Source organism: Curtobacterium sp. MMLR14_006, assembly GCF_001864985.1.
Classification (GTDB): domain Bacteria; phylum Actinomycetota; class Actinomycetes; order Actinomycetales; family Microbacteriaceae; genus Curtobacterium.
This window is the reverse complement of sequence record NZ_MJGU01000023.1, coordinates 433,229-458,032: the sequence shown is the minus strand read 5'-3', so window position 1 is coordinate 458,032 and position 24,804 is coordinate 433,229. Positions and strand designations below refer to the sequence as shown.

Below are 24,804 nucleotides of genomic sequence, written 5' to 3'. Positions count from 1 at the left end.
AGGGGCGCCGTCGGCGCCGGGTGAGAGGATGTGGGTGCGTCACGGTACGGTGACGCCCAGATCACCAGCACCACGGCAGGAACCAGGACACGATGAGCTTCCCCTTCGCCCGTCCGAAGCCGAAGGACGGCCCGCGCGCCACCTTCGGCCGACTCTTGTCCTACCTGTTCGAGAACAAGCCCGCGATGGTCGTCATCATCGTGCTGAGCGTGCTCGGCGCCGGAGCGTCGCTCGCGCAGCCGCTCCTGGTCAACCAGGTCGTGACCGCCGTGCAGCAGGGCAACACGCTCAGCACGCTCGTCTGGCTGCTCATCGGGCTCGTCATCGTGTCCGGGCTGCTCAACGGCGTGCAGCACTTCCTGCTGCAGCGCGCGGGCGAGGGCGTCGTGCTCTCCACCCGTCGCAAGCTCATCGGCCGGATCCTCAACCTGCCGATCTCGGAGTTCGACACCCGCCGCACCGGTGACCTCGTCTCGCGCGTCGGCAGCGACACCACCCTGCTCCGCGCGGTGCTGACCCAGGGCCTCATCGAGTCCATCGGCGGCGCGCTCACCTTCATCGGCGCGATCATCGCGATGGCGATCATCGACCCGCTCCTGCTCGTCATCGTGATCGTCATCGTCATCGTCGCGATCGTCGTCGTCGGCGGCCTCAGCCGGCGCATCCGCGTCGCCTCGCGCCGCGCCCAGGAGAAGGTCGGCGACCTCACGGCCGCCGTCGAGCGCGGCATCGGCGCGGTGCGCACGATCCGCGCCGCCGGTGCCACCGAGCGCGAGGTCAGCGAGGTCGACGGCCACGCGACCGAGGCCTACGTCCGCGGCCTCGCGATCGCGAAGATGTCGGCCCTGGTCGTCCCCGTCGCGAGCATCGTCATGCAGGTCGCGTTCATCGTCGTCCTCGGCGTCGGCGGCGCGCAGGTCGCGGCCGGCACCATCACGATCGCCACCCTCATCACGTTCATCCTGCTGCTGTTCATGATGATCATGCCCCTCGGCCAGGCGATGGGCGCCGTCGTCGCGGTCGCGCAGGCGCTCGGTGCGCTCGGCCGGATCGAGGAGATCCTGGCGCTGCCGAACGAGTCCGACGGCGACGCCACCGTCCGGCCGGCTGCCGCCGTCGCCACCGACGACGCGATCACCTTCGAGCACGTCACCTTCCGCTACGCGGCCGCGGCCGACGCGTCCGGACCGGACGGCGCGGCCGGCGACGACCGGACCGGAGGCACTGACCACCCCGCCGACGAGCGCCCGGCAGACGACGTGGTGCTGCAGGACGTCTCCTTCCGCGTCCCGCGCGGATCACGGGTCGCGCTCGTTGGCCCGTCCGGTGCGGGGAAGTCGACGACCCTGTCGCTCATCGAGCGCTTCTACGACCCGACCGAGGGGGTCATCCGCCTCGGCGGCATCGACGTCCGCGGCATGGACCGCGACGAGCTCCGCGCCCAGATCGGCTACGTCGAGCAGGACGCCCCGGTGCTCGCCGGCACCCTGCGCGCGAACCTGCTCCTCGGCTCGCCGAACGCCTCCGAGGCCGACTGCGTGCGCGTGCTCGAGGCCGTCAACCTCGGCGAGGTCCTGCACCGCGACCCCGCCGGCCTCGACGCCCAGGTGGGCGAGGACGGCGTCATGCTGTCCGGTGGCGAGCGCCAGCGGCTCGCGATCGCCCGGGCGCTGCTCGCCGCTCCCCCGATCCTGCTGCTCGACGAGTCGACGTCGTCGCTCGACGGCGTGAACGAGCAGAAGATGCGGCTCGCGATCGACGCCGTGGCCGAGGACCGCACACTCCTCGTGATCGCCCACCGCCTGTCGACCGTCGTCGACTCGGACGTCATCGTCGTGCTCGAGCACGGCCGGGTCGTCGGGTCGGGCACGCACTCCGAGCTCGTCGAGTCGACACCGCTGTACCGCGACCTGGCGAAGCACCAGCTCCTGGTCTGACGGACGGAGCCGGCACCCGACCCGCCGCTCGGAGCGGACAGGCCGGGTACCGGCTCCTGGTCGGCGCGGTCTCGCGCGGCGCTAGGCGGCGAATGGGTCGGGCGTCAGCACGTACACCGACTCGAGGTACTCCTCGATGCCCTCGTGCGAGCCCTCGCGTCCGAGCCCGGAGGACTTCACGCCGCCGAACGGGAACGCGGCGTTCGAGACGACGCCGGTGTTCAGGCCGATCATGCCCGTCTCGAGCCGCTCGGCCAGGCGCTGACCGCGACGCAGGTCCGCGGTGAAGGCGTAGGCGACGAGCCCGAACTCGGTGTCGTTGGCCAGGCGGATGCCCTCGTCCTCGGTCGCGAAGCGCGTGATCGAGACCACCGGTCCGAAGATCTCCGTGGTGAGGATGTCCGATCCCGGGCGGACCTGGTCGAGCACGGTGGGCTCGTAGAACGTGCCGGGACGGTCGACGCGGCTCCCGCCGACGACGAGCTCCGCGCCGCGCTCGACCGCGTCGTCGACGAGTCCGGCGGTCTTGTCGACGGCGCGGTCGTCGATGAGCGGCCCCATCGTCGTGCCGTCCTCGGTGCCACGCCCGATGCGCAGCGCGCGCACCTTCTCGGTCAGGGCGGCCACGAACGCGTCGGCGATCCCCTTCTGCACGAAGAAGCGGTTCGCTGCCGTGCAGGCCTCGCCGACGTTGCGGAACTTCGCGAGCATCGCGGCGTCCACCGCGGTGTCGAGGTCCGCGTCGTCGAACACGATGAGCGGGGCGTTGCCGCCGAGCTCCATGCTCGTCTTGAGGACGTTGTCGGCGGCCTGCTTGAGCAGCGCCGACCCGACCGGCGTCGAGCCGGTGAAGGTGAGCTTCCGGAGCCGTCGGTCCGCGATGATCGGCTCGGACAGGCCCTTGGCGTCGCTGGCCGGGACGACGTTGAGTACGCCGTCCGGCAGACCGGCCCGGCGGAAGAGCTCGACGAGGAACAGCGTCGTCAGCGGCGTGAGGTCCGCAGGCTTCACGACGACGGTGCACCCGGCGGCCAGGGCCGGCCCGATCTTGCGGGTCGCCATGGCGAGCGGGAAGTTCCACGGGGTGATGGCGTAGACGGGTCCGACGGGACGCTTCAGCACGATCCCGCGGCCGGTGCCCTCCGGGTTCGTGCGGTAGTCGCCGCCGATGCGGACGGCTTCCTCGGAGAACCAGCGGAGGAACTCGCCGCCGTAGGTCACCTCGCCGCGGGACTCGGCGAGGGGCTTGCCCATCTCGAGGCTCATGAGGGCGGCGAGGTCGTCCTCGTGCTCGCGGACCAGGTCGAACGCCCGCCGCATGATGTCCGAGCGCTCGCGCGGAGCCGTCGAGGCCCAGGCGTCCTGCGCGGCGACCGCCGCGTCGAGTGCGGCGATGCCGTCCTCGGGGGTGGCGTCGGCGACCTCGGCGAGGACCGCGCCGGTGGAGGGGTCGCGCACGGCGAAGGTCCCGCCGCCGGACGCGGCGCGCCAGGTGCCGCCGATGAACAGGCCGGTCGGGACGCCCTGGACGGCGACGTGCTCGTCCGAGACGGTGGTGGTGGTGGTGCTGGTGGTGCTCGTCACAGTTGTGCTCCTCCGGGGTTGGCGAGGCCTTCGTCCATGTCGCTGCGGTCGATGTGGCCGCCCGCAGCGCGGATCTCCTCGAGCGCGCGGGAGCTGCGGTCGGCATCCACCCCCGCGACGAGGTCGTCGTAGACGGCGACGTCCATGTCGGCCGCTCGGGCGTCGAGCGCCGATGCCCGCACGCAGTGGTCGGTGGTCAGTCCGACGATGTCGATCGAGCGCACGCGGTGCTCGCGCAGCAGGTCGGGCAGGGCGACGCCGTCGGCGGTGTGCGCCTGGAACGCCGAGTAGTCAGGCTTCCCCTGGCCCTTGAAGACGTCGACGTCGATCGTCGTGGTGTCGAGGTCCGGGTGGTACGCCGCACCCGGGGTGTCGGCGACGCAGTGCACCGGCCACGTGTGCACGAAGTCGGGTCCGGCCGGTCCGGCGAAGTGCCCGCCGTTGTCGTCGTCGCCGTGGTGCCAGTCGCGCGAGCCGACGATGAGGTCGTACTCGTCGGCGTGCCGGCCGAGGAACGCGGAGATGCGCTTCGCGAGCGCCGCTCCCCCGCTCACTGCGAGGGCTCCCCCCTCGGTGAAGTCGTTCTGGACGTCGACGACGAGGAGTGCTCTTGCCATGCACCCATCCAACACCCGGTGCCCTACGACGCGGTGAGCTTGCTCCCGCACGAGTAGGTCGCTGCGGTGACCGCGTCGAGCGCCGGCAACGCGGCGGCGCGCGACGATCCGATGGCGTAGAAGGCGAAGGTGAGCCGGGACCCGTCTGCCGCCTCGATGTACCCGCCGAGCGTGTTGGCGCTGTCGATCCAGCCGGTCTTCGCGTGCACCTTGCCGCGGGCCACGGCGTTCGCCCCGGTGAACCGGCTGGCGAGGGTCCCCGACACCCCGGCGACCGGCAGTGCGTCCGCGAGCGTGCCGAGGCCCTTCGCGCCGGCGGCGACCTGGACCATGAGGTGGGCGACGAACTCCGGCGACACTGCGTTCGCGGCGCTCTCGCCCGAGCCGTCCTTGATGACGATGCCGGCGGGGTCGACGCCGTACGAGCGGAGCGCCGACTGGTAGACGCCGGTGAGCGAGGCCGCCGACCCGTTCGCGCCGGACTCCTTCGACGACACCCGCGCGAGCATCTCGGCCAGGGTGTTGTCGGAGTTCGGGATCATCTGCCCGATGAGCGTGGACACCGGCTGCGACGACACCGACGCGATGGTGTCCGAGCTCGTGGTCGCCCGCTCGACGATCTGCGCCGATGCCGCCCCCGCGACCCCGGCGTTCGCGAGCGCGGTGCGGAAGGCGGCTCCGGCTCGGCCGACCGGGTCCTCGGAGCGGGGCGACGTCGCCGCTGCGGGGTTCGCGCGGTCGCCGTCGACCATGAGCGCCGTGACCTCCGGCTGGTAGCCGATGGTGCGCTCGGACACCGGCCAGGTCGGGTCCCAGGCGTCCGCGTCGCTCCAGTACGAGTCGTCGGTCACGATCGTGGTCACCGGGGTGGAGCCGACCTTCGCCTTGACCTGCTGAGCGAGCTGCGCAAGCGTCGGTGCGCCCGGGTAGACGGTGCCGGCGCCCGCGGACAGCGTCGCGTCGCCGTGTCCGACGAGGGCGATCGTGCCCGCCGACTCGCGGGTCACGGTGGTGGGGATGCGGTGGTCGCCCCCGAGCACGGCCAGGGCCGTCGCGCTGGTGAGGGTCTTCATGACGCTGCCCGTCTGCGCCGGTCGCTCGCCGTGCTTCGAGAACAGGACCTCGCCGGTCTTCGCGTCCATGACGTAGCCCTCGAAGTCGCCGAGCCCCGGTGCCGACGCCGCCGTGGCGATCGAGCAGGTGCGCAGCGGGGCCGGGGTCGCGGGACTGTCCGGGACGGCACGGGCGGTCGGTGTCGCGGTCGGGCTCGGCTTCCCCGTCGGCCGCGTGGTCGCGGTCCGGCTCGGGGCGGACGACGGGCTCGACGTCGGGGCGGGCCCGGCGGTCGTCCGGGCCGGTTGGGTCATCGCGGAGGCGACCGCGACGGCCCCGCCGGAGCCGACCACCAGCACGGCGGCGAGCCCACCGGCGATCCACGGGACCGGTCGCCTGGCCGCGGAGGCACGCGCCCTCGCGACGGCGGCGCGGAGGCGCTCCGGGACGGACGACGGGGTGGGCTGCGGCTCGGACATCGCGACGATCCTACGGAAGTGCGGCAGGAGCCTCCAGGCCGAGCGCCCGATCCGTGTGCGGGGTGAGCCGGCTCACGCGGCGTCGGGTGGGCCGTCGGCCGCGTAGCGGACGCCCACCTGGCGGCGCGCCTCGTCCATGAGGGCCATGATCGCGACGGTCTCGTCGGGGTCCATCGGGCCGCCGTCGTGGACGCCCGAGGTGACCATCGCCTCGAAGGCACGCGCCTCGTGCGCGTAGCCGGTGAGCTCCTCGCGTCCGTCGAACTCCTCGACCACCTCGCCGTCGGCGTCGCGGATCCGCCACGTCGTCGGGGTGAACCAGGTCGCGTCGAGGTCGATGCGCCCGGACTCGCCGATCACCGACGCGGTGTTCGGGCTCCGCAGGTCCATGCCGAAGTGCAGCATCGACTGCGCGCCGCCCTCGTGGGTGAGCACCAGGCCCATCTGCGTGTCGACGCCCTGGTCGCTCAGCGTGCCGGCCGCGGCGACGGCCGTCGGGACCCCGAGCACGTCGACCGCGAACGAGACCGGGTAGATCCCGAGGTCGAGCAGGGCACCACCGCCGAGCGCCGGGTCCCGCAGCCGGTGACCGGGGTCGGTGGGGAGCGCCTGGTGGTGCGTCGCCTCGACGAGCACCGGCCGGCCGATGCGCCCCTCGGCGAGGGCCTGCCGGATCATCGCCGCCTGCGGCAGGAACCGGGTCCACATCGCCTCCGTCACCGCGACCCCGGCGGTGCGGGCGGCGTCGACCACCGCTCGCGCCTCGGCCGCGGTGATCGTGAAGGCCTTCTCCACCAGGACGTGCTTGCCGGCCGCGATCGCGAGCAGGGCGTCCTCGGCGTGCCGCGCGTGCGGCGTCGCGACGTACACGGCGTCGACGGCGTCGTCGGCGACGAGGTCCGCGTAGGAACCGTGCGCCCGTGGGATCCCGAACTCGGCGGCGAAGGCGTCGGCTGCCTGCTGCGTCCGGCTGCCGACCGCGACGAACTCCACCCCCGCGGCGACGCAGTCGCCCACGAAGGACCGTGCGATGCCGCCCGTACCGATGACTCCCCAGCGAACCGTCATGCACTCTGTCTACCAGGGTGCCCGGGGCGGAGCCGGACGAACCGGGTGTCCGATCCGGGCAGACGGTCTGGACGACGGGTCCGGGGAGCACTACCGTTCTGCTCGACCCCCGGACGGGGGCCGTCTCCCCCGAGTCGAAGGTCTGCAGGTCGCCGATGCGCCGATCCGTCCTCTCCGCCGTCGCCACCGGCGCCGCGATCGCCCTCACCGCCACGCTGTTCGGTGCCGCTCCGGCCGACGCCCACGGGTGGGGGTCGCACGGCCGACCGCCCGGACAGGCGGCAGATGCCCGGCTGACCCCGCGGACGCACTTCACGATGGCGGCCGACGGGTCCTCCGGAGCGACCCAGGGCGGTGAGGGCATCCCGAACATCGACGTCGTCAAGAAGACCATCGCGACGTACTACGGCGACCCCGGCACCGGTCTCGCCGACCGCGACGACTCCCCCTACGTCCGAGAGGTGCGCTCGATCGTCGCCCGGCAGAGCGCCCAGCTGCGACGCATCCACGACGCCGCCGTCCGCCGCGGCGAGAAGCCGGCGATCGTGCTCGACGCGGACGACACCACCCTCTGGACCTACGACATGGAGGTCGCGGACATGCACTTCGTCTTCGACCCCGCCCGGCAGGACGAGTGGGTGCAGGACGAACGCTTCCCGGCCGTGCCGTCGATGGTCCGGTTCGTGAACCGTGCGCAGGCACTCGGGTTCACCGTGTTCGGGCTCACCGGACGGAACGACGACCAGAAGGCCGCGACGGTCCAGAACCTGACGAAGGTCGGGTACACCGCGTTCACGCAAGACCGCTTCTTCACCAAGTGGACCGGGGCCGGCGCGTCCCAGCAGCCCTCGTACGTCACGTGCGCCACGGCGAAGTGCACCACCGTCGAGTACAAGGCGCTGACCCGCAAGCACATCGAGCAGGACCTCGGGTACGACATCGCCCTGAACATCGGCGACCAGTGGAGCGATCTGCAGGGCGGGTACGCCGACCGCTCCCTGAAGCTGCCGAACCCGACCTACTCCCTGCCCTCCGCCGACCTGCCCGGTGTCTCCGAGCCGCGCCTGTCCCCGCGGACGCAGTTCACCACGGCAGCCGACGGGTCCTCCGGCGCGACCCAGGGCGGTGAGGGCATCCCGAACATCGACGTCGTCAAGAAGACCATCGCGACCTACTACGGCGACCCCGGCACCGGCCTCGCCGACCGCAGTGACTCCCCCTACATCCGCGAACTGCGTGCGATCGTGCGCGGGCAGGCGCCCGTCATCGCCGCGCAGTGCGCCGTCGGCCGCGGGCTCCACCGCAACCCGGCGATCGTCCTCGACGCCGACGACACCACCCTCTGGACCTACGACATGGAGGTCGCGGACATGCACTTCGTCTTCGACCCCGCCCGCCAGGACGAGTGGGTGCAGGACGAACGCTTCCCGGCGACCCCGTCGATGACCTCGCTCGTGTCGGTCGCAGCGCGCTCCGGCTGCACCGTCATCGGGCTGACCGGCCGGAACGACGACCAGCGGGCCGCCACGATCGAGAACCTGCACCGCGTCGGCTACCCGCAGTTCTCGGCGACGCAGCACGGCACGCAGACCTACTACACGAAGTGGACCGGCGTCGGCGCCTCGCAGCAGCCGTCGTACGTCACGTGCGCGGCGGCGAAGTGCACCACCGTCGAGTACAAGGCGCAGACCCGAGCGCACATCGAGTCGCGGTCGGGCGGCGGCTACGACGTCGTCGCGAACCTCGGCGACCAGTACAGCGACCTGCTCGGCGGCTCGGCGGACCGGACCGTGAAGCTGCCGAACCCGACGTACTACCTGCCCTGACGGCCGGCACCGGCGCCCGCGCCGGTACCGCTCCCGGTGCCGCGGCCGGCGCCGCTGCCGTCAGCGGCGGTGCTTGCCCTTGGCGGCGTCCGGCGCGGCCAGTGGGTGCGTGCGGAACCACCGGAGCAGCTCGCGCGACCGACTCGTGTCCCCGCTCCGGTCCCCGTCGGCCAGGAACGCGTCGAACCCGTCCGGCAGGTCCCCGTCGCCGTCGCGGTGGAACGCCATCGTCCACTCGCCGAACCGGGGGGTGTGGATGCGCTCCTCGACGAGCAGACCGACGTCGGTGTGGCGAGGGTCGTCGATGATGCGCTGGTAGGTCTCGAGCACGGCGGCTTCCGGTCCCTCGACCAGCTGCATGAACCGCCCGTCCTTGAACACGAGCATGCCGGACAGGCCGGCGGCGGCGTTCCGAGCGCGGGCGTGCTCGAGGAGCGCCTCGAGCTGCGGCTGCTCGAACGGCTCGGCCGCGGCGCTCATGTAGACCAGTGACAGAAGCAAGACGACCTCCAGTGCTGCGAGCCTCGGAGCACCATGCTGCCGCGCACTGCGCACTCCGGGTCAGCCCCAGAACGGGGACCGGCGACGCATCGGTCCGGATCGGCCCATCAGGCCCGGCGGGCGACCCGCCCGGACCCGACCCGAACGGGTCCGGACGGGGCCTTCCCTGATCCCGTTACACCAGGTGTTCGGAGACCGGGGTCGCCCGGATTGGTCGGATCGGTCGGATCGGTCGGATCGGTCGGATCGGTCGGATCGGTCGCAGTGTGCCCGCGCTGACGTTCGGGTCGACGACGCGGGCACACCCGTAACGGGTCAGAACGACCGGACTGATTCGGAGCCCTGTCCGTCTCGGATTGGAGTCGGTCGTCAGACGACGAAGATGCTGCACCCCCGCACACACAGCAGGGCCCCGATCTGCGGCTGAACGCTGATCGGGGCCCTGCTTCGTGGAGCCGCCTGTCGGAATCGAACCGACGACCTATTCATTACGAGTGAATCGCTCTACCGACTGAGCTAAGGCGGCGGACGCTCCGTCTCCGGAGCGGCACGGTCAATGACTATACAGGCTCAGACGAGCGAACGCGAAACGAGCACGCCGAGCTCCGCGAACGAGCGCTCGAGCTCGTCGACGAGGTCCGTACCCGCCTCGGAGGCCGACCACTCCCACCACGCGTGCCGCAGCGCGGCCAGGGCGACGGACGACACGAGGCCGGCCCGCCGCCGCAGCGCGTCCGCGTCGGCGGCGAACCCCGGGTCGTCGCGTTCCAGCCGACGCGCGACCGCGGCCTGGATCGCTCCCTGGAACTCGCGCATCGACTCCATGCGACGGCTGAACAGCTCGGGGTTGGCCCGGAGCACCTGCTGCCGCTCGGCGATGAGCCCCCGCTCCTCGATGAGCTCACGCGCCGAGTGCACGAGCAGCGCCCCGAGGTCGGCCAGCACGTCGCCGACCGGCCCGCCGTCGACGAACGTCCGCAGCGACTCGTCCTCCGGCAGCCGTGGGTCGTCGCCGAGGATCGCCTGCTCCTTGCTCGGGAAGTAGTTGAAGAACGTCCGCGAGGACACGTCCGCACGCCGCGAGATCGCCTCCACGGTGACGGCGCCGAGCCCGTCCTCGAGCGCGATGCGGAGCGCGGCCTGCTGGATCGCACGGCGGGTGGCGCGGCGCTTGCGCTCGCGCAGGCCGGGTTCGGCATCGGGCATGCCGGAATTGTCGCACGCGGTGTTCGCCGGTCACCGTCCGGTCGGCCGGGAGGCCCGTCCAGCGTCCGCCACGCACCGTCACGTCCGGTGGTGTCACCGCCCATCGTGCGGTCCGGCGGATGATGGCGCTCGGGACCGATCCGGCGCGTCTGCCGGATCGGACCCGTCGGTCAGCGCGCTGCGCGGACGATGGTGACGAGCAGCGCCTCGAGCGCCAGCAGCGCCGCCACGTTCGCCGCGATCCGCTGCCGGGCGAGGGCGATCGCATCGAGCACCTCGAGCGCGGCCGCCGGCGAGACGGTCTGCAGGGCCTGGTCGAGCTGCTCCCGCATCGCCAGGTTCACGGGTTCCGCCGGTGCGCCGAGTCCGAGCAGCAGCAGGTCGCGGTACAGCGACGACACGTCGACCAGGATGCGGTCGAGCCCGTCGCGCAGGCTCCTGGTGGCGCGACGCTTCTGGTCGTCCTCGAGCGCGCGCAGCTGCGAACGCAACGCCGGCGGGACGGTCCCACCGGGTTCGACCCCGAGCGAGCGGAGCGCGGCGTCGCGTTCTTCGGCGTCCCGTTGCTCGGTGATGGCCTTGGCGTCCTCGTCCGCGACGGCGAGCAGGTCGGCCGCCGCCATCACGGCGTCGCCGACGCTGCGGACCCTGAGCACCGTCATGAGCGTCCGGCGGCGGCGGTCGCGGGCGTCAGCGCTCGTGGCGAGGCGCTGTGCCATGCCGATGTGGCTCTGCGCCTGGCGTGCGGCGTCCATCGCGAGCACCCGGTCGACGCCGGTGCGGGCGACGAGCAGGTCCGCCACGGACTCGATGCCGGGTACCCGGAGCCGCACCGACCGCACGCGCGACCGGATCGTCGGCAGCAGGTCGGCCTCGCTCGGGGCGCAGAGGATCCACACGGTGCGCTCCGGGGGCTCCTCGAGCGCCTTGAGCAGCAGGTTCGAGGTGCGCTCGGTCATGCGGTCGGCGTCCTCGACGATGACGACGCGGTACCGCCCGACCGACGGCGAGTAGTGCGACGAGGTCACGAGCTGCCGGATCTCGTCGATCGTGATGATGACGCGCTGCGTGGTCAGCACCGAGACGTCGGGATGGGTCTTCGCGACGATCTGCCGCAACGTGTGGTCGTCGTCGGGGCCGTTCCCGACCAGCGCCGCGGCGAAGGCGGTCGCGACGTTCGAGCGGCCGGACCCGGGCGGGCCGGTGATGAGCCACGAGTGGGTCATGCCGCCGGTGCCGTCGGTCGACTCGGCCGCGTTGCGGAGCGACGCGACTGCTTCTTCCTGGCCGGTCAGGCCGTCCCACACGCTCACGGCACCATCCTGTCAGCGACCACCGTCATGCGCCGTCGATGCCGACGAGCGGCGCGACGGCAGCACGGATGACGTCCTGCACGTGGTCGGCGGGTGCCGCGGCGTCGACGACCAGGAAGCGGTCCGGCTCGGCCTCGGCCATGTCGAGGAACGCCCGGCGCACCGTCTCGTGGAACGCCGCGGCCTCGGACTCGAGGCGGTCGAAGGTGTCCCCGCGCGCCGCGGCCACCCGTGCCCGGCCGACGGTGACGTCGAGGTCGAGCAGGACCGTCAGGTCGGGGCGCAGGCCCTCGGACGCCCAGTCGGACACCGAGCGGATCTGTTCCGCTCCGAGGCCGCGCGCGACGCCCTGGTAGGCCACGGACGAGTCCGTGTAGCGGTCCTGCAGCACGACCTCGTCACGGGCCATGGCCGGACGGACGACGGTCTGCACGTGGTGCGCACGGTCGGCCGCGTAGAGCAACGCCTCGGCGCGGGGCGAGACGTGGCCGCGTTCGTGCAGCACGATCTCGCGGATCCGCTCGCCGAGGGCGGTCCCGCCGGGTTCACGGGTCCGCACCACGGTCCGACCGTGCTCGCCGAGCCACGCCGTGAGCATCTCGGCCTGGGTCGTCTTGCCCGCGCCGTCGCCGCCCTCGAGCGTGATGAAGCGACCGGTCACTTCTTCTTGGCCGGTGCCCGCTTGGCCGGCGTCTTCTTCTTGACCGGTCCCTTGGCACGCTTGTCGGCGATGAGCTGCACCGCGCGGGCGTGGTCGACCGCCTCGACGTCCTCGCCGCGCGGGATCGTCGCGTTCGTCTCGCCGTCCGTGACGTAGGGGCCGAAGCGACCGTCCTTCATCTTGATCGGCTTGCCCGACACGGGGTCGGCGTCGAACTCCTTGAGCGCGGCGCTCGCGGTGCGGTTGCCGCCGTACTTCGGCTGCGCGAAGAGCTCGAGCGCCCCGGGCAGGTCGATGTCGAAGATCGCGTCCTCGCCCGGCAGCGTGCGGGTGTCGGTCCCCTTCTTCAGGTAGGGGCCGTACCGCCCGTTCTGCGCGGTGATGTCGTTGCCGGTCTCCGGGTCCTGCCCGACGACGCGCGGCAGGTCGAGGAGCTTCAGCGCGGTCTCGAGGTCGACGGTCTGCGGGTCCATCGACTTGAACAGCGAGGCCGTGCGCTCCTTCGGGGCGGCGGGCTTCTTCGTCGTCTTCTTCGCGGGCGCCTTCTTGGCCGGTGCCTTCTTCGCGGCGGCCGTGCCGTCGCCCGTGGTGTTCTCGGGCACCGCCTCGGCGGCCGGGGTGGACTCGACGATCTCGCCCGTGGACGGGTCCGCGGTGGGCTCCGGCTCCGGCGTGCGCTCGGTGACGTAGGGGCCGAACCGGCCGTCCTTCGCCAGGACCTCTTTCCCGGTCTCCGGGTTGATGCCGACCACCCGGTCGCCGAGCACCGGGGCGTCGACGAGTTCCTTGGCCTTCTCGGCGGTCAGCTCGTCGGGGGCCAGGTCCTCGGGGACGTTGACGCGGCGCGGCTTCTCCGGGTCGTCGCTGGGGACCTCGATGTAGGGGCCGTAGCGGCCGATGCGCAGGGTCAGCCCCGGTGCGAGCTCGACGGAGTTGATCTCGCGGGCGTCGATCTCACCGAGGTTGTCGATGACCGTGCGGAGCCCGCGCTGGTCCTCGGCTCCGCCACCGAAGTAGAAGCCCTTGAGCCAGTCGACCCGGTCGGCGTCGCCGCGGGCGATCCGGTCGAGGTCCTCTTCCATCTCGGCGGTGAAGTCGTACTCGACGAGTTCGCCGAAGTACTCCTCGAGCAGGCGCACCACGCTGAACGCGATCCAGTTCGGCACGAGCTGGGTCCCGCGCAGCGAGACGTACCCGCGGTCGATGATCGTCGGGCTGATCGTCGGGTAGGTCGACGGACGCCCGATCCCGAGCTCTTCCAGCGTCTTGATGAGGCTCGCCTCGGTGAAGCGCGGCGGCGGCGTCGTGTCGTGCCCCTTGGCCTCGACGTCGTGGACCTCGAGGTGCTCGCCCTGCTTGACGTCCGGCAGGGCGACGTCCTGCCCGGCGCGGTCGGAGGACTCGTGGCGGTCCTCGTCGCGGCCTTCCTCGTACGCGCTGAGGAAGCCGCGGAAGGTGATGACGGTGCCGGACGCGGTGAACTCGGCGTCGGTGCCGTTCGCGGTGACCGCGAGGCCCTCGACGGACTCCCCCGACGCGATGCCGAGGACGATGGACGCCGTCGAGCCCTTGGCGTCCGCCATCTGCGACGCGATCGTGCGCTTCCAGATGAGGTCGTAGAGCCGCCACTCGACGCCGGTCAGCGTGCCCTCGAGCTGCTGCGGCGTGCGGAAGGAGTCACCGGCGGGGCGGATCGCCTCGTGGGCCTCCTGCGCGTTCTTGCTCTTGCTGGCGTACAGCCGCGGCTTGTCCGGGACGGTCGCCGCGCCGTAGAGGTCGGCCGCCTGCTTGCGGGCGGCGTTGATCGCCTGCTGCGAGAGCGAGACCGAGTCGGTACGGATGTAGGTGATGTACCCGTTCTCGTACAGCGTCTGGGCGGCACGGGCGGTCTGCCGCGGCGACAGGCGGAGCTTGCGCGCGGCCTCCTGCTGCAGGGTCGACGTGGTGAACGGCGCCGCGGGACGACGGGTGTAGGGCTTCGACTCGACGCTGCGCACGGTGGCGTCACCGGCGCGCTCGAGCACGGTGGTCAGCGAGGCGGCGGCCGCCTGGTCGAGCCGGACGACGTCACCGCTCAGCGTGCCGCGGTCGTCGAAGTCGCGGCCGGAGGCGACGCGGGTCCCCTGGATCCGGGCGAGGCGTGCGGAGAACGCGGACTCGCCGGTCCGCTCGAAGCGGGCGGACAGGTCCCAGTAGTTCGCGGAGACGAACGCCAGGCGCTCGCGCTCGCGGTCGACGACGAGCCGCGTGGCGGCGGACTGCACGCGACCGGCGGACAGGCCGGGGCCGACCTTGCGCCACAGGACCGGCGAGACCTCGTACCCGTACAGGCGGTCGAGGATGCGGCGGGTCTCCTGCGCGTCGACGAGGGCCGTGTCGAGCTCACGGGTGGCCTCCTGCGCGCGCTGGATGGCCTCCTTCGTGATCTCGTGGAAGACCATCCGCTTGACGGGGACCTTCGGCTTGAGGACCTGGAGCAGGTGCCATGCGATCGCTTCGCCCTCGCGGTCTTCATCTGTTGCGAGGTAGAGCTCGTCGGCGTCCTTCAGGGCGCGCTTGAGTTCGGAGACGGTCTTCTTCTTGGCGTCGGACACGACGTAGTACGGCTCGAAGCCGTTGTCGACGTCCACCGAGAACTTGCCGAGGGAGCCCTTCTTCAGCTCGGCCGGCAGGTTCTTCGGCTCGACGAGGTCGCGGATGTGTCCGACCGAGGCCTGGACGTCGTATCCGTCACCGAGGTATTGCGCGATCGTCTTCGCCTTCGCGGGGCTCTCGACGATCACGAGCTTCTTCGTGCCTGGCACGTGTCTCCTTGATCGATGGTGCTGGTCGGCCCCGGCCACGATCGTGTCCGGGTCGCCCGGGACATCGGTGACCGGTGGCCGACAGGCACACCATACACACAGTGTCCGGGCTGCTCGTCCGCCGGACCGGCGACCGCGTCCGCGTCGACGGCGAACGGTCCGGACCCCACGCGGACGTGGACCCGGACCGTCGCGGAACGGGTGTCGCAGCCGGTGAGGACGGAGTCGTCCGCCGCGGTGACCCGGGCGGCGACGGCGCACGGCGCGCCGGGCACGAGTCCGACGACCGCGGCGGCGGCCGAGGTCGCAGCGGCGTCGGCGACCCCCTGCGCGTGCACGACCTGACCGCGCGAGCCGGCGGCGGCGAGCGCCGCCGAGGCGACCGACACGCCGAGCGCCAGCACGACGGCCAGCACGACGGTCGCCGAACCCGCCTCACCGGCCCCCGTCGACCGTGCACGTCGTCGCGTGCACGGCGACCGCCGCGAACGGCCCGGTGCCGGCCCGCGTTGCGTCGACGCACACCAGGCCGTCGGAGCGGCTGACCCGCATCGATGCGCCGGGAGCGATCCGGTCGACCGCTGCCCGCGCCGCGGTCTCGTCACCCCGGCCGAGCGCCCGGACCGCCGTGGCGGCCGCCAGTTCGAGTCGGCCCCGCCCGTCGACGACGAGCACGGCCGCGACGAGCGACGTGAGCACGAGGGCCACCGCGGGCAGGACGACCGCGAACTCGACGGTGACCGCCCCGCGCTCACGGTGCGAGGGCACCGCGGACGAGGTCGGTCAGGAGCGTCTGGACCTCGCCCGAGCGCATGACGGCGACGAGCACGCCGGCGAACGCGACGGCGGCCAGGATGACGACGGCGTACTCCGCGGTCGCCGAGCCCTGCTCGTCGCGCAGGCGCGGAGCGAGCCGGGGGCGACGGCGCGGTGGGGTGGGAGTGCTCATGGGTTCGTTCCTCTCTGTCGTGTGCCACCAGCGTCGCGGAGCACGGCGGTCCGTCGTGGTGGGCAGTGGACATCTGTGGAGAGGTCACCGGATGCCGGTGACGGTGGAGGAGAGGACACCGACCACGACCGGGACGACGCCGACCAGGACGAACGCGGGCAGCACGCAGACGCCGAGCGGCAGCACGAGACGGACGGCGAGCTGCTCGGCCCGGACGAGGCCCGCCGCGGCCGCCTCGTCACGGACGTCCTCGGCGGCCCGTGCCAGGAGCGCTCCCGCGGGGACCCCGGCACGCTGCGCCAGGTTGAGGACCTCGCGCAGGCGCACCACTTCCGCCGCAGGCAGGGGCGTCCCGTCCGTCGCGGCCGTCACGGCTGCCCCCGCCGCGGTCCAGGACCCGCCGCCGGAGACGGCGACCGCCCAGGCGTCGAGCAGGGTCCCGGGCACGCGGCCGTCCGGCGTCGCCGCGCGCACGAGCCGTGCGGTCCAGGTCCGTCCGACGGACACGAGCACGACGGCGAGCGCCGTGCAGGCCCAGCCCGCCGGCGACCACACGAGCACCTGTACCGCCCCGGCTCCCCAGGCCGCTCCGAGGGCGAGGCCGAGGAGCGGGAGCGCGAGGACCACGCGGGCGCTCGTCCGCGGCCCGGCGAGCGCGACGCGGACCGCCCGGTCCGACGCGGCCGTCCGTCGGAGCGCCGCGGCCAGGCGGCGGAGCGTCGGGGCGACCGGGGCTCCGGTGCGTTCGGCGACCCGGAGCACGACGAGGACGTCGCGGGCGGCAGGGGTGCCGGGGTCCGGCAGGCCCCCGACCAGTTCCCAGGCCCGCGGCTGCGGGACGCCGGCGGCCGCCAGCGTCGCGACCTCGTCGAGCGTGCCGGCGGCGCGCGCGGGGTCGGGTGCTGGCCGCCTGCTCACCCGGTCGGGTCCTCGGGGCGCACCACGAGCCTCCCGTCCGGACCCACCCGCAGGACGCCGACGCCGGCGAGCCGCCGTCCGCCGGCACGGCGTTCGACGTGCAGGACGAGGTCGACGGCGCTGACCGCCTGGCGGGCGAGCGCCTCGACACCCAGGCCGGCGAGTGCGCCGAGCGCCTCGAGGCGTGCGGCGACGTCGTCGAGCCCGTTGGCGTGCACGGTGCCGGCGCCGCCGTCGTGGCCGGTGTTCAGCGCGGCGAGGAGCTCCCGGACCTCGGCGCCGCGGCACTCCCCCACGACGAGGCGGTCAGGCCGCATCCGCAGGGCCTCGCGCACCAGGCGGTCGAGACCGAGCGCTCCGGCGCCCTCGGCGTTCGCCTGCCGGGCCTCGAGCGCGACGACGTGCGGGTGCGCGATGCGGAGTTCGGCGACGTCCTCGACGGTGACGATCCGTTCGTCGGTCGGGACCGCGCCGAGCATCGCCGCGAGCAGGGTGGTCTTGCCGCTGCCCGTCGCGCCGGTGACGAGCACGTTGCGGCGCGCCGCGACCGCCCGGTCGACGCAGGCCCGGGGCACGTCGTCGAAGGTGCCGCTGCGTTCGAGGGCGTCGAGGGTGGGCGGCTCGGGGTGGGGCAGGCGGACGGAGAGCGCGGTCCCGCCCACGGACACGGGCGCCAGGACGACGTGCACCCGCACGCCGTCGCCGTGCCGGACGTCCGCGCACGGGGTGGTCTCGTCGACGTGCCGCCCGCCGAGTGCGACCAGGCGGGTGGCGAGCTCGCGCGTCCGTGCTTCCGGCAGCACGGGCTGCACCGCCAGCAGGCCGGCACCGCGGTCGACCCAGGTACCGACGCCGCCGAGCACCAGCACGTCGGTGACGGCCGCGTCGGAGACGAGGTCGGCGAGTTCCTCGAACTCGAGGACCGCGTCCGCTCGTCGTCGCGACGGCGGTGGGACGCCGGGCAGGAACGGCACCACGGCGGACGGGGTGGGAGCAGGTGCGGCACGGAGGCGGTGCATGCCGCCCGACCGTAGGGGTCCGCGGTCCGTCACCGAGTCCGCAGGCACAGGTTTGTGCACGACGGAGCAGCGCACGAGCCGTGCTCCGTTTTGTCCCCCGGAACGGAATCCCGTACCCCGTTCGGCGTTCCCGCGCTGGAGGTCCCCGGCCACCCCAGGATCGTCGCCGGGTCGAGCATGCGTTTGCATCGCAACCGCTATGTCAACGACTGACACACCGCACGTGATCGTGGACCGTTCTGTCCACCGACCCGCGTGCCCATGCGGATCCGAGGGTCACTCGACAGTCTGGCGGGACGGTGTGCCGCGAGCCGGACCCCGGGCAAAAGAAGAGGCGGCACCGGTTGGGGGGAACAGGTGCCGCCTGGACATCGGAGGATTGGGGGGAATCCGATTCGATGCCGCCGGAAACGAGTCCAGCGGGATCTACTGTACCCCACGAACCCTCGGGAGGGGCAACCCCCGACGCGCCGTCCGGGCGCGCCGCCACGCGGGGCAACAGCGCCGCACCCCGGTCCGGCCGAGGGGTAGCATCCGTTCCGCACCCTGAGGACGCAACGACGCGAAAGGACATCGATGTCCACTCCGACCCAGACCGACCACCGCGAGGACGACGGCGCGACCTTCCCGCCGCCGCCCGAGTTCGTCGCCGACGCGGTGGCGAATGCGGACCTGCACGAGGCCGCCGCCGCCGACCGCGAGGCGTTCTGGGCGGAGCAGTCCCGCACGCTCCTCGACTGGCGGACCCCGTTCACGCAGACCCTCGACTGGTCCGGCGCCCCGTTCGCGAAGTGGTTCGCCGACGGCGCGCTCAACGTCGCCGAGAACTGTCTCGACCGGCACGTGCGCGCCGGCAACGGGGACCGGGTCGCGATCCACTTCGAGGGCGCCCCCGGCGACACCCGCCGGATCACGTACGCCGAGCTCACCGCCGAGGTGCAGCGCGCCGCGAACATGCTCACCGACCTCGGCGTCGGCCAGGGCGACCGCGTCGTCGTGTACCTGCCGCTCATCCCCGAGGCGGTCGTCACGATGCTCGCCGTCGCCCGCATCGGCGCCGTGCACTCCGTCGTGTTCGGCGGGTTCAGCGCGGAGAGCCTGCGCGCCCGCATCGAGGACGCCGGCGCGAAGCTCGTGGTCACGGCTGACGGCGGCTGGCGCCGTGGGGCGGTGTCCGCGCTCAAGCCCGCCGTCGACGAGGCGCTCGAGGGCGACGGCACCGACAGTGTCGAGCACGTCCTGGTGGTCAAGCGCGGCGGCAACGAGATCGCCTGGAACGACCGCGACCTCTGGTGGCACGACGAGGTCGCGAAGGCCGCCCCGGAGCACACGCCCGAGGCCTTCCCCGCCGAGACCCCGCTCTTCATCCTGTACACCTCGGGCACGACCGGGAAGCCGAAGGGCATCGTGCACACCTCCGGCGGGTACCTGACGCAGGCGGCCTACACGCACAAGAACGTGTTCGACATGCACCCGGAGAAGGACGTCTACTGGTGCACGGCCGACATCGGTTGGATCACCGGGCACTCCTACGTCGTCTACGGACCCCTCGCGAACGGCGTGACGCAGGTGCTCTACGAGGGCACGCCCGACGAGCCGAAGCCCGGCCGCTGGTGGGACATCGTCGACTCGTACGGCGTCACCGTCCTGTACACCGCCCCGACCGCGGTCCGTGCGGCGATGAAGGCCGGTCGCGAGATCCCCGAGGCCCGCAGCCTCGAGACCCTGCGCCTGCTCGGCAGCGTCGGCGAGCCGATCAACCCCGAGGCCTGGAACTGGTACCGCCAGGTGATCGGCCACGACCGCACCCCGATCGTCGACACGTGGTGGCAGACCGAGACCGGCGCGATCATGATCTCCGCCCTGCCCGGCGTCACGAAGCTCAAGCCCGGCGCCGCGCAGACGCCGCTGCCCGGCATCGTCGCGGAGATCGTCGACGACGACGGCAACCGCGCCGACCCCGGCGAGAGCGGCTACCTCACCATCACCGAACCGTGGCCGTCGATGGCCCGCGGCATCTGGGGTGACCCCGACCGCTTCGTCGAGACCTACTGGTCGCGGTTCCCCGGCCGCTACTTCGCCGGCGACGGCGCGCGGCTCGACGGCCAGGGCGACATCTGGATCCAGGGCCGCGTCGACGACGTCATGAACGTGTCGGGACACCGTCTGTCGACGGCCGAGATCGAGTCCGCGCTGGTCGGGCACGAGGGCGTCGCCGAGGCCGCGGTCGTCGGTGCCGCCGACGAGACCACCGGACAGGCGGTCGTCGCGTATGTCATCCTGACCGCCGAGGCCGCCGCCGACGTCGACCGCGAGTCCGCCGCGACCGAGCTCCGGAACTGGGTGGGCAAGCGCATCGGTGCGATCGCCAAGCCCCGCCAGGTGGTCATCGTGCCGGAGCTGCCGAAGACGCGCTCCGGCAAGATCATGCGACGCCTGCTGCGCGACGCGGCCGAGGGCCGCCGCATCGGCGACACGACCACGCTGGCCGACCCGACGATCATGGCGACCATCGCGGAACTCATGTAGTCCCGGGAACGCGAGCAGGGCCTCCCGTCCGTCTCGGACTGGAGGCCCTGCTCACGTCGGTCGCGCCGGTCGCCGCCGTCAGGCGGTCAGCTCCACCACCAGCTCGACCTCGACCGGCGCGTCCAGCGGCAGCACCGCAACGCCCACCGCGCTGCGCGCGTGGACGCCGGCGTCACCGAAGACCTCGCCGACCAGGGTGGAGGCACCGTTCGCGACCCCGGGCTGGCCCGTGAAGGACGGCTCCGACGCGACGAACACGGTGACCTTGACGACCCGGGCGACGCGGTCGAGCGATCCGGCGACCGACTCGACGGCGGCCAGCGCGTTGAGCGCGGCCACGCGGGCCTGCGCAGTGGCGGTCTCGGCATCGACCGACGCCCCGACCTTGCCGGTGACGGGCAGTGCGCCGTCGACGAACGGCAGCTGCCCGGCCGTGTAGACGTACTGGCCGGTGACGACCGCGGGGACGTAGGCGGCGACGGGGGCGGCGACCGGCGGGAGCGTCAGCCCCAGCTCGGTCAGTCGGTCCGCGACGCTCACGCGTCGGCCTTCGGGCGCTTCAGGTAGGCGACGAGACCGCCTTCGGGCCCGGTGACGACCTGGACCAGCTCCCAGCCCTCGTCCCCGTAGTTGTTGAGGATCGCGGTGGTGGTGTGGATCATCAGCGGCGTGGTGAAGTACTCCCAGCGAGTCATGCGGTTCCTTGCCAGCCTTTCAGTCGTGGGTGTCGTTTAGGCTGCATCCTATGTCTGCCCAGAAGACGTCTGCCTCGCGGACCAAGCCCGTCTCAGCAGTCGGCGCCTTCATCGGTTTCGTCGGGTTCAGTGCCCTCGCCGGCCTGCTCGTCACGATCGGCGTCACCCCGGCCATCGCGGTCGCCGGCGTCACGACGACGTCGACGATCGGTGTGTTCGAGTCGCTGCCGGAGTACATCGAGATCGGTGACCTGCCGCAGCGCAACGAGCTGTACGCCTACCAGGGCGGCAAGTCCGTGCACTTCGCGACCCTGTACGACCAGAACCGCGAAGAGCTGAAGTTCGACCAGATCAGCGAGCAGCTGAAGAACGCCGCCATCGACGGCGAGGACAAGCGCTTCTACGACCACGGCGGCGTCGACATGACCTCGCTCGTCCGCGCCGGTGTCGGCAGCATCGCCGGTGGCCTCGGCGACTCGGGCGGTGGGTCGACGCTGACCATGCAGCTCGTCCGCAACATCAAGATGCAGCAGGCACTCGACCTCCCCACGAAGGAGGAGCAGGAGAAGGCCTACAAGGAGGCCGTCGAGCAGACGATCCCCCGCAAGCTCGAGGAGATGAAGCTCGCGATCGGCCTGGCGAAGAAGTACTCCAAGAAGGAGATCCTCACCGCCTACCTGAACATCGCCTACTTCGGCGACCAGACCTACGGCGTGCAGGCCGCAGCGCAGCACTACTACAACAAGAGCGCCACGGACCTGACCCCGGCCGAGGCCGCCTCGCTCATCGCGATCGTGCAGTACCCCGAGGCCCGCAACCTGTCGACCCCGAAGAAGTACGACGCGAACGTCGCCCGCCGCAACGTCATCCTGCGGTCGATGTACGCGCAGAAGAACCTCTCCGAGGACGAGTACCGCAAGGCACGTCTCGCGAAGCCCGCCGACTACGTGCACCTGACGCAGCCGTCGCAGGGCTGCCGGGCATCCGTCGGTGACGGGTCGCAGTTCTTCTGCGACTACGCCAAGAAGGTCGTGCTCGAGATGTCGCAGCTCGGCTCGTCGCAGAAGGCCCGCGACAAGGCCTGGCGCAACGGCGGCTACAAGATCCAGACGACGCTGAACCTCGACCTCAACGCGCAGCAGAAGCAGCTGCTCAACACGTACGACAACAAGGCCGAGACGAACTTCGCGCTCGGCGCGACGCTCAACTCGATCGAGGCTGGGTCGGGTCGCATCATCACGATGGCGCAGAACAAGGACTTCGACGAGTCGTTGAAGTCGGCGCCGACGTCCACGTCGCTGAACTACAGCGTCGACCAGAGGTACGGCAGCTCAACGGGCTTCCAGACCGGCTCGACGTACAAGCTGTTCACGCTCCTCGACTGGGTGAAGACGGGCCACGGGCTGAACGAGACCGTGAGCGGTGCCGAGCGCACGATGTCGCCCTGGACGATCTGCGGCCAGACGGACTACACGCAGTTCGAGGTGACGAACGACGCCCCCGGTGAAGGCCACAACTGGAGCGTCCTGGGGGCGACGGCCGGGTCGATCAACGGCGCGTTCGCTTCGATGGCGCAGAAGCTCGACCTCTGCGACATCCGCGACATCGCGAAGTCGCTCGGGGTCCACCGCGCCGACGGCAACGAACTCACCACGAACCCCTCGGCGATCCTCGGCACCAACGAGATCGCCCCGATGACGATGGCCGCCGCCTACGCCGCGGTCGCGAACAACGGCATCTACTGCAAGCCGATCGCCATCGACCAGATCACCTCGCCGTCCGGCAAGCAGCTCGGCGGGCAGCCGAAGGACTGCCAGCAGGCCGTCGACCCGGCGTTCGCGCAGGCCGCGGTCTACGCGATGAAGGGCACGATCCGGAGCGGCACGGCCGTCGGCGCGCAGACGGCGGACGGCACCCAGATGTTCGCGAAGACCGGTACGACCAACGAAGCCGAGCAGATCTGGCTCGTCGGAGCGAGCTCCCGCGTGGCGACCGCCTACTGGCAGGGCAACACGGACGGCGGCAAGACGAACCTCCGGCACTTCAGCAACGGTGTCAACGGGACGTACGCCGGTGCGCGCGCGGACGTCTGGCGACAGGCGATGACCCCGATCAACGCCCTCTACCCGGCCGGCGCGTTCACTGACCCGGGTCAGGGTGCGATCCGGGGCAACAGCAGCCCGGTCCCGAACGTCGCCGGCAAGAGCGCCGACGAGGCACGCTCGCTCATCTCCGGCGCCGGCTTCCGCTACGTCGACGGCGGCCAGCGCCCCGGTACCGGCCAGCCCGGCTCGGTGGAGTCCACCTCCCCCGCCTCCGGTGCGCTCCTGTCGAGCGACTCGACCGTCACCGTCTACACGTCCGACGGCACCCAGGCGAACGTCCCCGACGTCGCCGGCGCGTCCCTCGACGGTGCGCGATCGGCCCTGGAGGACGCCGGGTTCTCGAACGTGGCCGTCTCCGACGACTACGCGAAGGGCGGGGGCAAGAAGGCCTGCCGGGTCGCTGCCGTCGACCCCGCTGCCGACGCCGCCGCAGCCAAGGACTCCACCGTGACGATCCAGCTGTTCGGCGACAAGAACGGCAAGGCACCGGAGCGCTGCAAGTGACCCGCGGTCGCACCGCGCTCGGGGTCCTCGCAGCCGGTGCGGCCGCCGGCGCCGCCTCGGCGGCGTGGGGGTCCCTGGTCGAGCGGCGACGTTTCGGGCTGCGCTGGGAGACCGTCCCGGTGCTCCCCGAGGGTTCGCGTGACGTCACCGTCCTGCACCTGTCGGACATCCACATGGCGCCGTGGCAGGCCGACAAGCAGCAGTGGCTCCGCGACCTCAGCCTCGTCGAGCCGGACTTCATCGTGAACACCGGCGACAACCTCGGTCACCCGACCGCGAACGCCGCCGTCGAGTACGCCCTCGAGCCCTTCCGGGGCGTCCCCGGGGCGTTCGCGTACGGGTCGAACGACTTCTACGCCCCCTCCCCCCGCAACCCGCTCCGGTACTTCTCCGGTCCGAGCCGGATGGGCCACGCTGCGGAGCCCGTCGGCCTCGATGTCGACCGGCAGACCGCGTTCTTCGAGTCGCTCGGCTGGCTCGACGTGAACGACCACGCGCACGCGATCGAGCTCCGCGGGTCGCGGTTCGAGCTGTTCGGCACCTCGGACGCGCACCGCGACTGGGACCGCCTCGACCTGCTCCCGACGAACGTCGACGAGATGCGGAGCGACGTCCCGTGGTCGGAGGACGAGGACGGTCCCGCCGCCGTCGCCCTCGGCATCACCCACGCGCCGTACCGTCGGGTGCTCGACGCGTTCGTGACCCAGGGTGCCGACGTCATCTTCGCCGGGCACACCCACGGCGGCCAGGTGGCGGTGCCCGGCGTCGGCGCACTCGTCACGAACTCGGACCTGCCCCGGCGCTTCGCCAGCGGCCTGCACAAGTGGGAGCACCGGAACCACTGGTCGTGGCTCGAGGTCTCGGCGGGGATCGGTACGTCGATCTACGCCCCGGTCCGCTTCGCGTGCCGCCCCGAGGCGGTCGTCGTCACGCTCACCGCACGGACCGTCTGAGCCGACGCGCCCGGCGTGCAGCGCATGGTCGTGAGCACACCCCATCGTCGGGTAGACTTCTGGGGTTGCTCCGGTACGGAGTG

The 24,804-nt window shown here is 72.1% G+C and carries 21 protein-coding genes and 1 tRNA gene; 5 read left to right on the top strand and 17 right to left on the bottom strand.

Annotation, left to right across the window (positions count from 1 at the left end; translation table 11 throughout):
• Window positions 1–92: 92 nt before the first annotated feature.
• The gene (locus tag BIU94_RS13990) at window positions 93–1,937 is read left to right on the top strand and encodes an ABC transporter ATP-binding protein (protein WP_071261362.1); all 1,845 of its coding nucleotides are present in this window, start codon (window positions 93–95) and stop codon (window positions 1,935–1,937) included.
• A gap of 81 nt (window positions 1,938–2,018) precedes the next feature.
• Here the strand turns inward: BIU94_RS13990 and BIU94_RS13985 are convergent, their stop codons facing one another.
• The 4 genes from BIU94_RS13985 to BIU94_RS13970 all read right to left on the bottom strand — a co-directional run bounded on the left by BIU94_RS13985 (window position 2,019) and on the right by BIU94_RS13970 (window position 6,738).
• Complete coding sequence (locus tag BIU94_RS13985) at window positions 2,019–3,446, bottom strand: NAD-dependent succinate-semialdehyde dehydrogenase (protein ID WP_071262144.1); 1,428 nt, start codon at window positions 3,444–3,446, stop codon at window positions 2,019–2,021.
• A 71-nt stretch (window positions 3,447–3,517) separates the two neighbouring features.
• On the bottom strand, window positions 3,518–4,138 hold the full coding sequence (locus BIU94_RS13980) for an isochorismatase family protein (protein ID WP_071261358.1): 621 nt from the start codon (window positions 4,136–4,138) through the stop codon (window positions 3,518–3,520).
• A 23-nt stretch (window positions 4,139–4,161) separates the two neighbouring features.
• Window positions 4,162–5,670 (bottom strand): D-alanyl-D-alanine carboxypeptidase/D-alanyl-D-alanine-endopeptidase, encoded by a 1,509-nt coding sequence (gene dacB / locus BIU94_RS13975; RefSeq protein ID WP_083404844.1) that lies wholly within the window; start codon window positions 5,668–5,670, stop codon window positions 4,162–4,164.
• A gap of 72 nt (window positions 5,671–5,742) precedes the next feature.
• Window positions 5,743–6,738 (bottom strand): Gfo/Idh/MocA family protein, encoded by a 996-nt coding sequence (locus BIU94_RS13970; protein ID WP_071261355.1) that lies wholly within the window; start codon window positions 6,736–6,738, stop codon window positions 5,743–5,745.
• A 155-nt stretch (window positions 6,739–6,893) separates the two neighbouring features.
• Here BIU94_RS13970 and BIU94_RS13965 point away from each other — a divergent pair, with 155 nt between their 5' ends.
• Window positions 6,894–8,564 carry an HAD family acid phosphatase gene (locus tag BIU94_RS13965; RefSeq protein WP_071261353.1) on the top strand — a complete coding sequence of 557 codons (1,671 nt, stop codon included), beginning with the start codon at window positions 6,894–6,896 and terminating at the stop codon, window positions 8,562–8,564.
• Window positions 8,565–8,624: 60 nt separating this feature from the next.
• On the opposite strand, the gene BIU94_RS13960 is transcribed toward BIU94_RS13965, so the two are convergent.
• From BIU94_RS13960 to BIU94_RS13910, 11 genes are all read right to left on the bottom strand, one after another.
• Complete coding sequence (locus BIU94_RS13960; RefSeq protein WP_139196049.1) at window positions 8,625–9,065, bottom strand: BLUF domain-containing protein; 441 nt, start codon at window positions 9,063–9,065, stop codon at window positions 8,625–8,627.
• A 450-nt stretch (window positions 9,066–9,515) separates the two neighbouring features.
• Window positions 9,516–9,591, bottom strand: a tRNA-Thr gene (locus tag BIU94_RS13955).
• 44 nt (window positions 9,592–9,635) lie between these two features.
• The gene (locus BIU94_RS13950; protein ID WP_071261346.1) at window positions 9,636–10,271 is read right to left on the bottom strand and encodes a TetR family transcriptional regulator; all 636 of its coding nucleotides are present in this window, start codon (window positions 10,269–10,271) and stop codon (window positions 9,636–9,638) included.
• Window positions 10,272–10,441: 170 nt separating this feature from the next.
• On the bottom strand, window positions 10,442–11,584 hold the full coding sequence (locus BIU94_RS13945; RefSeq protein WP_071261344.1) for a DNA polymerase III subunit delta': 1,143 nt from the start codon (window positions 11,582–11,584) through the stop codon (window positions 10,442–10,444).
• Window positions 11,585–11,609: 25 nt separating this feature from the next.
• Complete coding sequence (tmk, locus tag BIU94_RS13940) at window positions 11,610–12,245, bottom strand: dTMP kinase (protein ID WP_071261341.1); 636 nt, start codon at window positions 12,243–12,245, stop codon at window positions 11,610–11,612.
• Complete coding sequence (gene topA, locus BIU94_RS13935; protein WP_071261339.1) at window positions 12,242–15,049, bottom strand: type I DNA topoisomerase; 2,808 nt, start codon at window positions 15,047–15,049, stop codon at window positions 12,242–12,244. The genes tmk and topA overlap by 4 nt, the downstream gene beginning before the upstream one ends.
• Window positions 15,025–15,465 carry a hypothetical protein gene (locus tag BIU94_RS13930; RefSeq protein ID WP_071261336.1) on the bottom strand — a complete coding sequence of 147 codons (441 nt, stop codon included), beginning with the start codon at window positions 15,463–15,465 and terminating at the stop codon, window positions 15,025–15,027. Before BIU94_RS13930 ends, topA begins: the two co-directional genes overlap by 25 nt.
• A 19-nt stretch (window positions 15,466–15,484) precedes the next feature.
• On the bottom strand, window positions 15,485–15,817 hold the full coding sequence (locus BIU94_RS13925; protein ID WP_071261334.1) for a TadE family protein: 333 nt from the start codon (window positions 15,815–15,817) through the stop codon (window positions 15,485–15,487).
• Window positions 15,801–15,998 (bottom strand): DUF4244 domain-containing protein, encoded by a 198-nt coding sequence (locus BIU94_RS13920; protein ID WP_071261325.1) that lies wholly within the window; start codon window positions 15,996–15,998, stop codon window positions 15,801–15,803. Before BIU94_RS13920 ends, BIU94_RS13925 begins: the two co-directional genes overlap by 17 nt.
• A gap of 84 nt (window positions 15,999–16,082) precedes the next feature.
• Entirely contained in the window at window positions 16,083–16,916 is an 834-nt protein-coding gene (locus BIU94_RS13915) for a type II secretion system F family protein (protein WP_071261323.1), read from the bottom strand.
• A complete protein-coding gene (locus BIU94_RS13910) occupies window positions 16,913–17,935 on the bottom strand; it encodes a CpaF family protein (RefSeq protein ID WP_083404842.1) in 1,023 nt (340 codons plus the stop codon). Before BIU94_RS13910 ends, BIU94_RS13915 begins: the two co-directional genes overlap by 4 nt.
• 576 nt (window positions 17,936–18,511) lie before the next feature.
• Between BIU94_RS13910 and acs the strand changes: the two genes are divergently transcribed.
• Window positions 18,512–20,464 carry an acetate--CoA ligase gene (acs, locus tag BIU94_RS13905; protein ID WP_071261321.1) on the top strand — a complete coding sequence of 651 codons (1,953 nt, stop codon included), beginning with the start codon at window positions 18,512–18,514 and terminating at the stop codon, window positions 20,462–20,464.
• A 78-nt stretch (window positions 20,465–20,542) separates the two neighbouring features.
• On the opposite strand, the gene BIU94_RS13900 is transcribed toward acs, so the two are convergent.
• The gene (locus BIU94_RS13900; protein WP_071261319.1) at window positions 20,543–21,004 is read right to left on the bottom strand and encodes a RidA family protein; all 462 of its coding nucleotides are present in this window, start codon (window positions 21,002–21,004) and stop codon (window positions 20,543–20,545) included.
• Window positions 21,001–21,159 carry a DUF4177 domain-containing protein gene (locus BIU94_RS17500; protein ID WP_139196058.1) on the bottom strand — a complete coding sequence of 53 codons (159 nt, stop codon included), beginning with the start codon at window positions 21,157–21,159 and terminating at the stop codon, window positions 21,001–21,003. Before BIU94_RS17500 ends, BIU94_RS13900 begins: the two co-directional genes overlap by 4 nt.
• Window positions 21,160–21,209: 50 nt before the next feature.
• Here BIU94_RS17500 and BIU94_RS13895 point away from each other — a divergent pair, with 50 nt between their 5' ends.
• Entirely contained in the window at window positions 21,210–23,768 is a 2,559-nt protein-coding gene (locus BIU94_RS13895; RefSeq protein WP_071261312.1) for a transglycosylase domain-containing protein, read from the top strand.
• The gene (locus tag BIU94_RS13890) at window positions 23,765–24,721 is read left to right on the top strand and encodes a metallophosphoesterase (protein WP_071261310.1); all 957 of its coding nucleotides are present in this window, start codon (window positions 23,765–23,767) and stop codon (window positions 24,719–24,721) included. The genes BIU94_RS13895 and BIU94_RS13890 overlap by 4 nt, the downstream gene beginning before the upstream one ends.
• Window positions 24,722–24,804 lie beyond the last annotated feature (83 nt).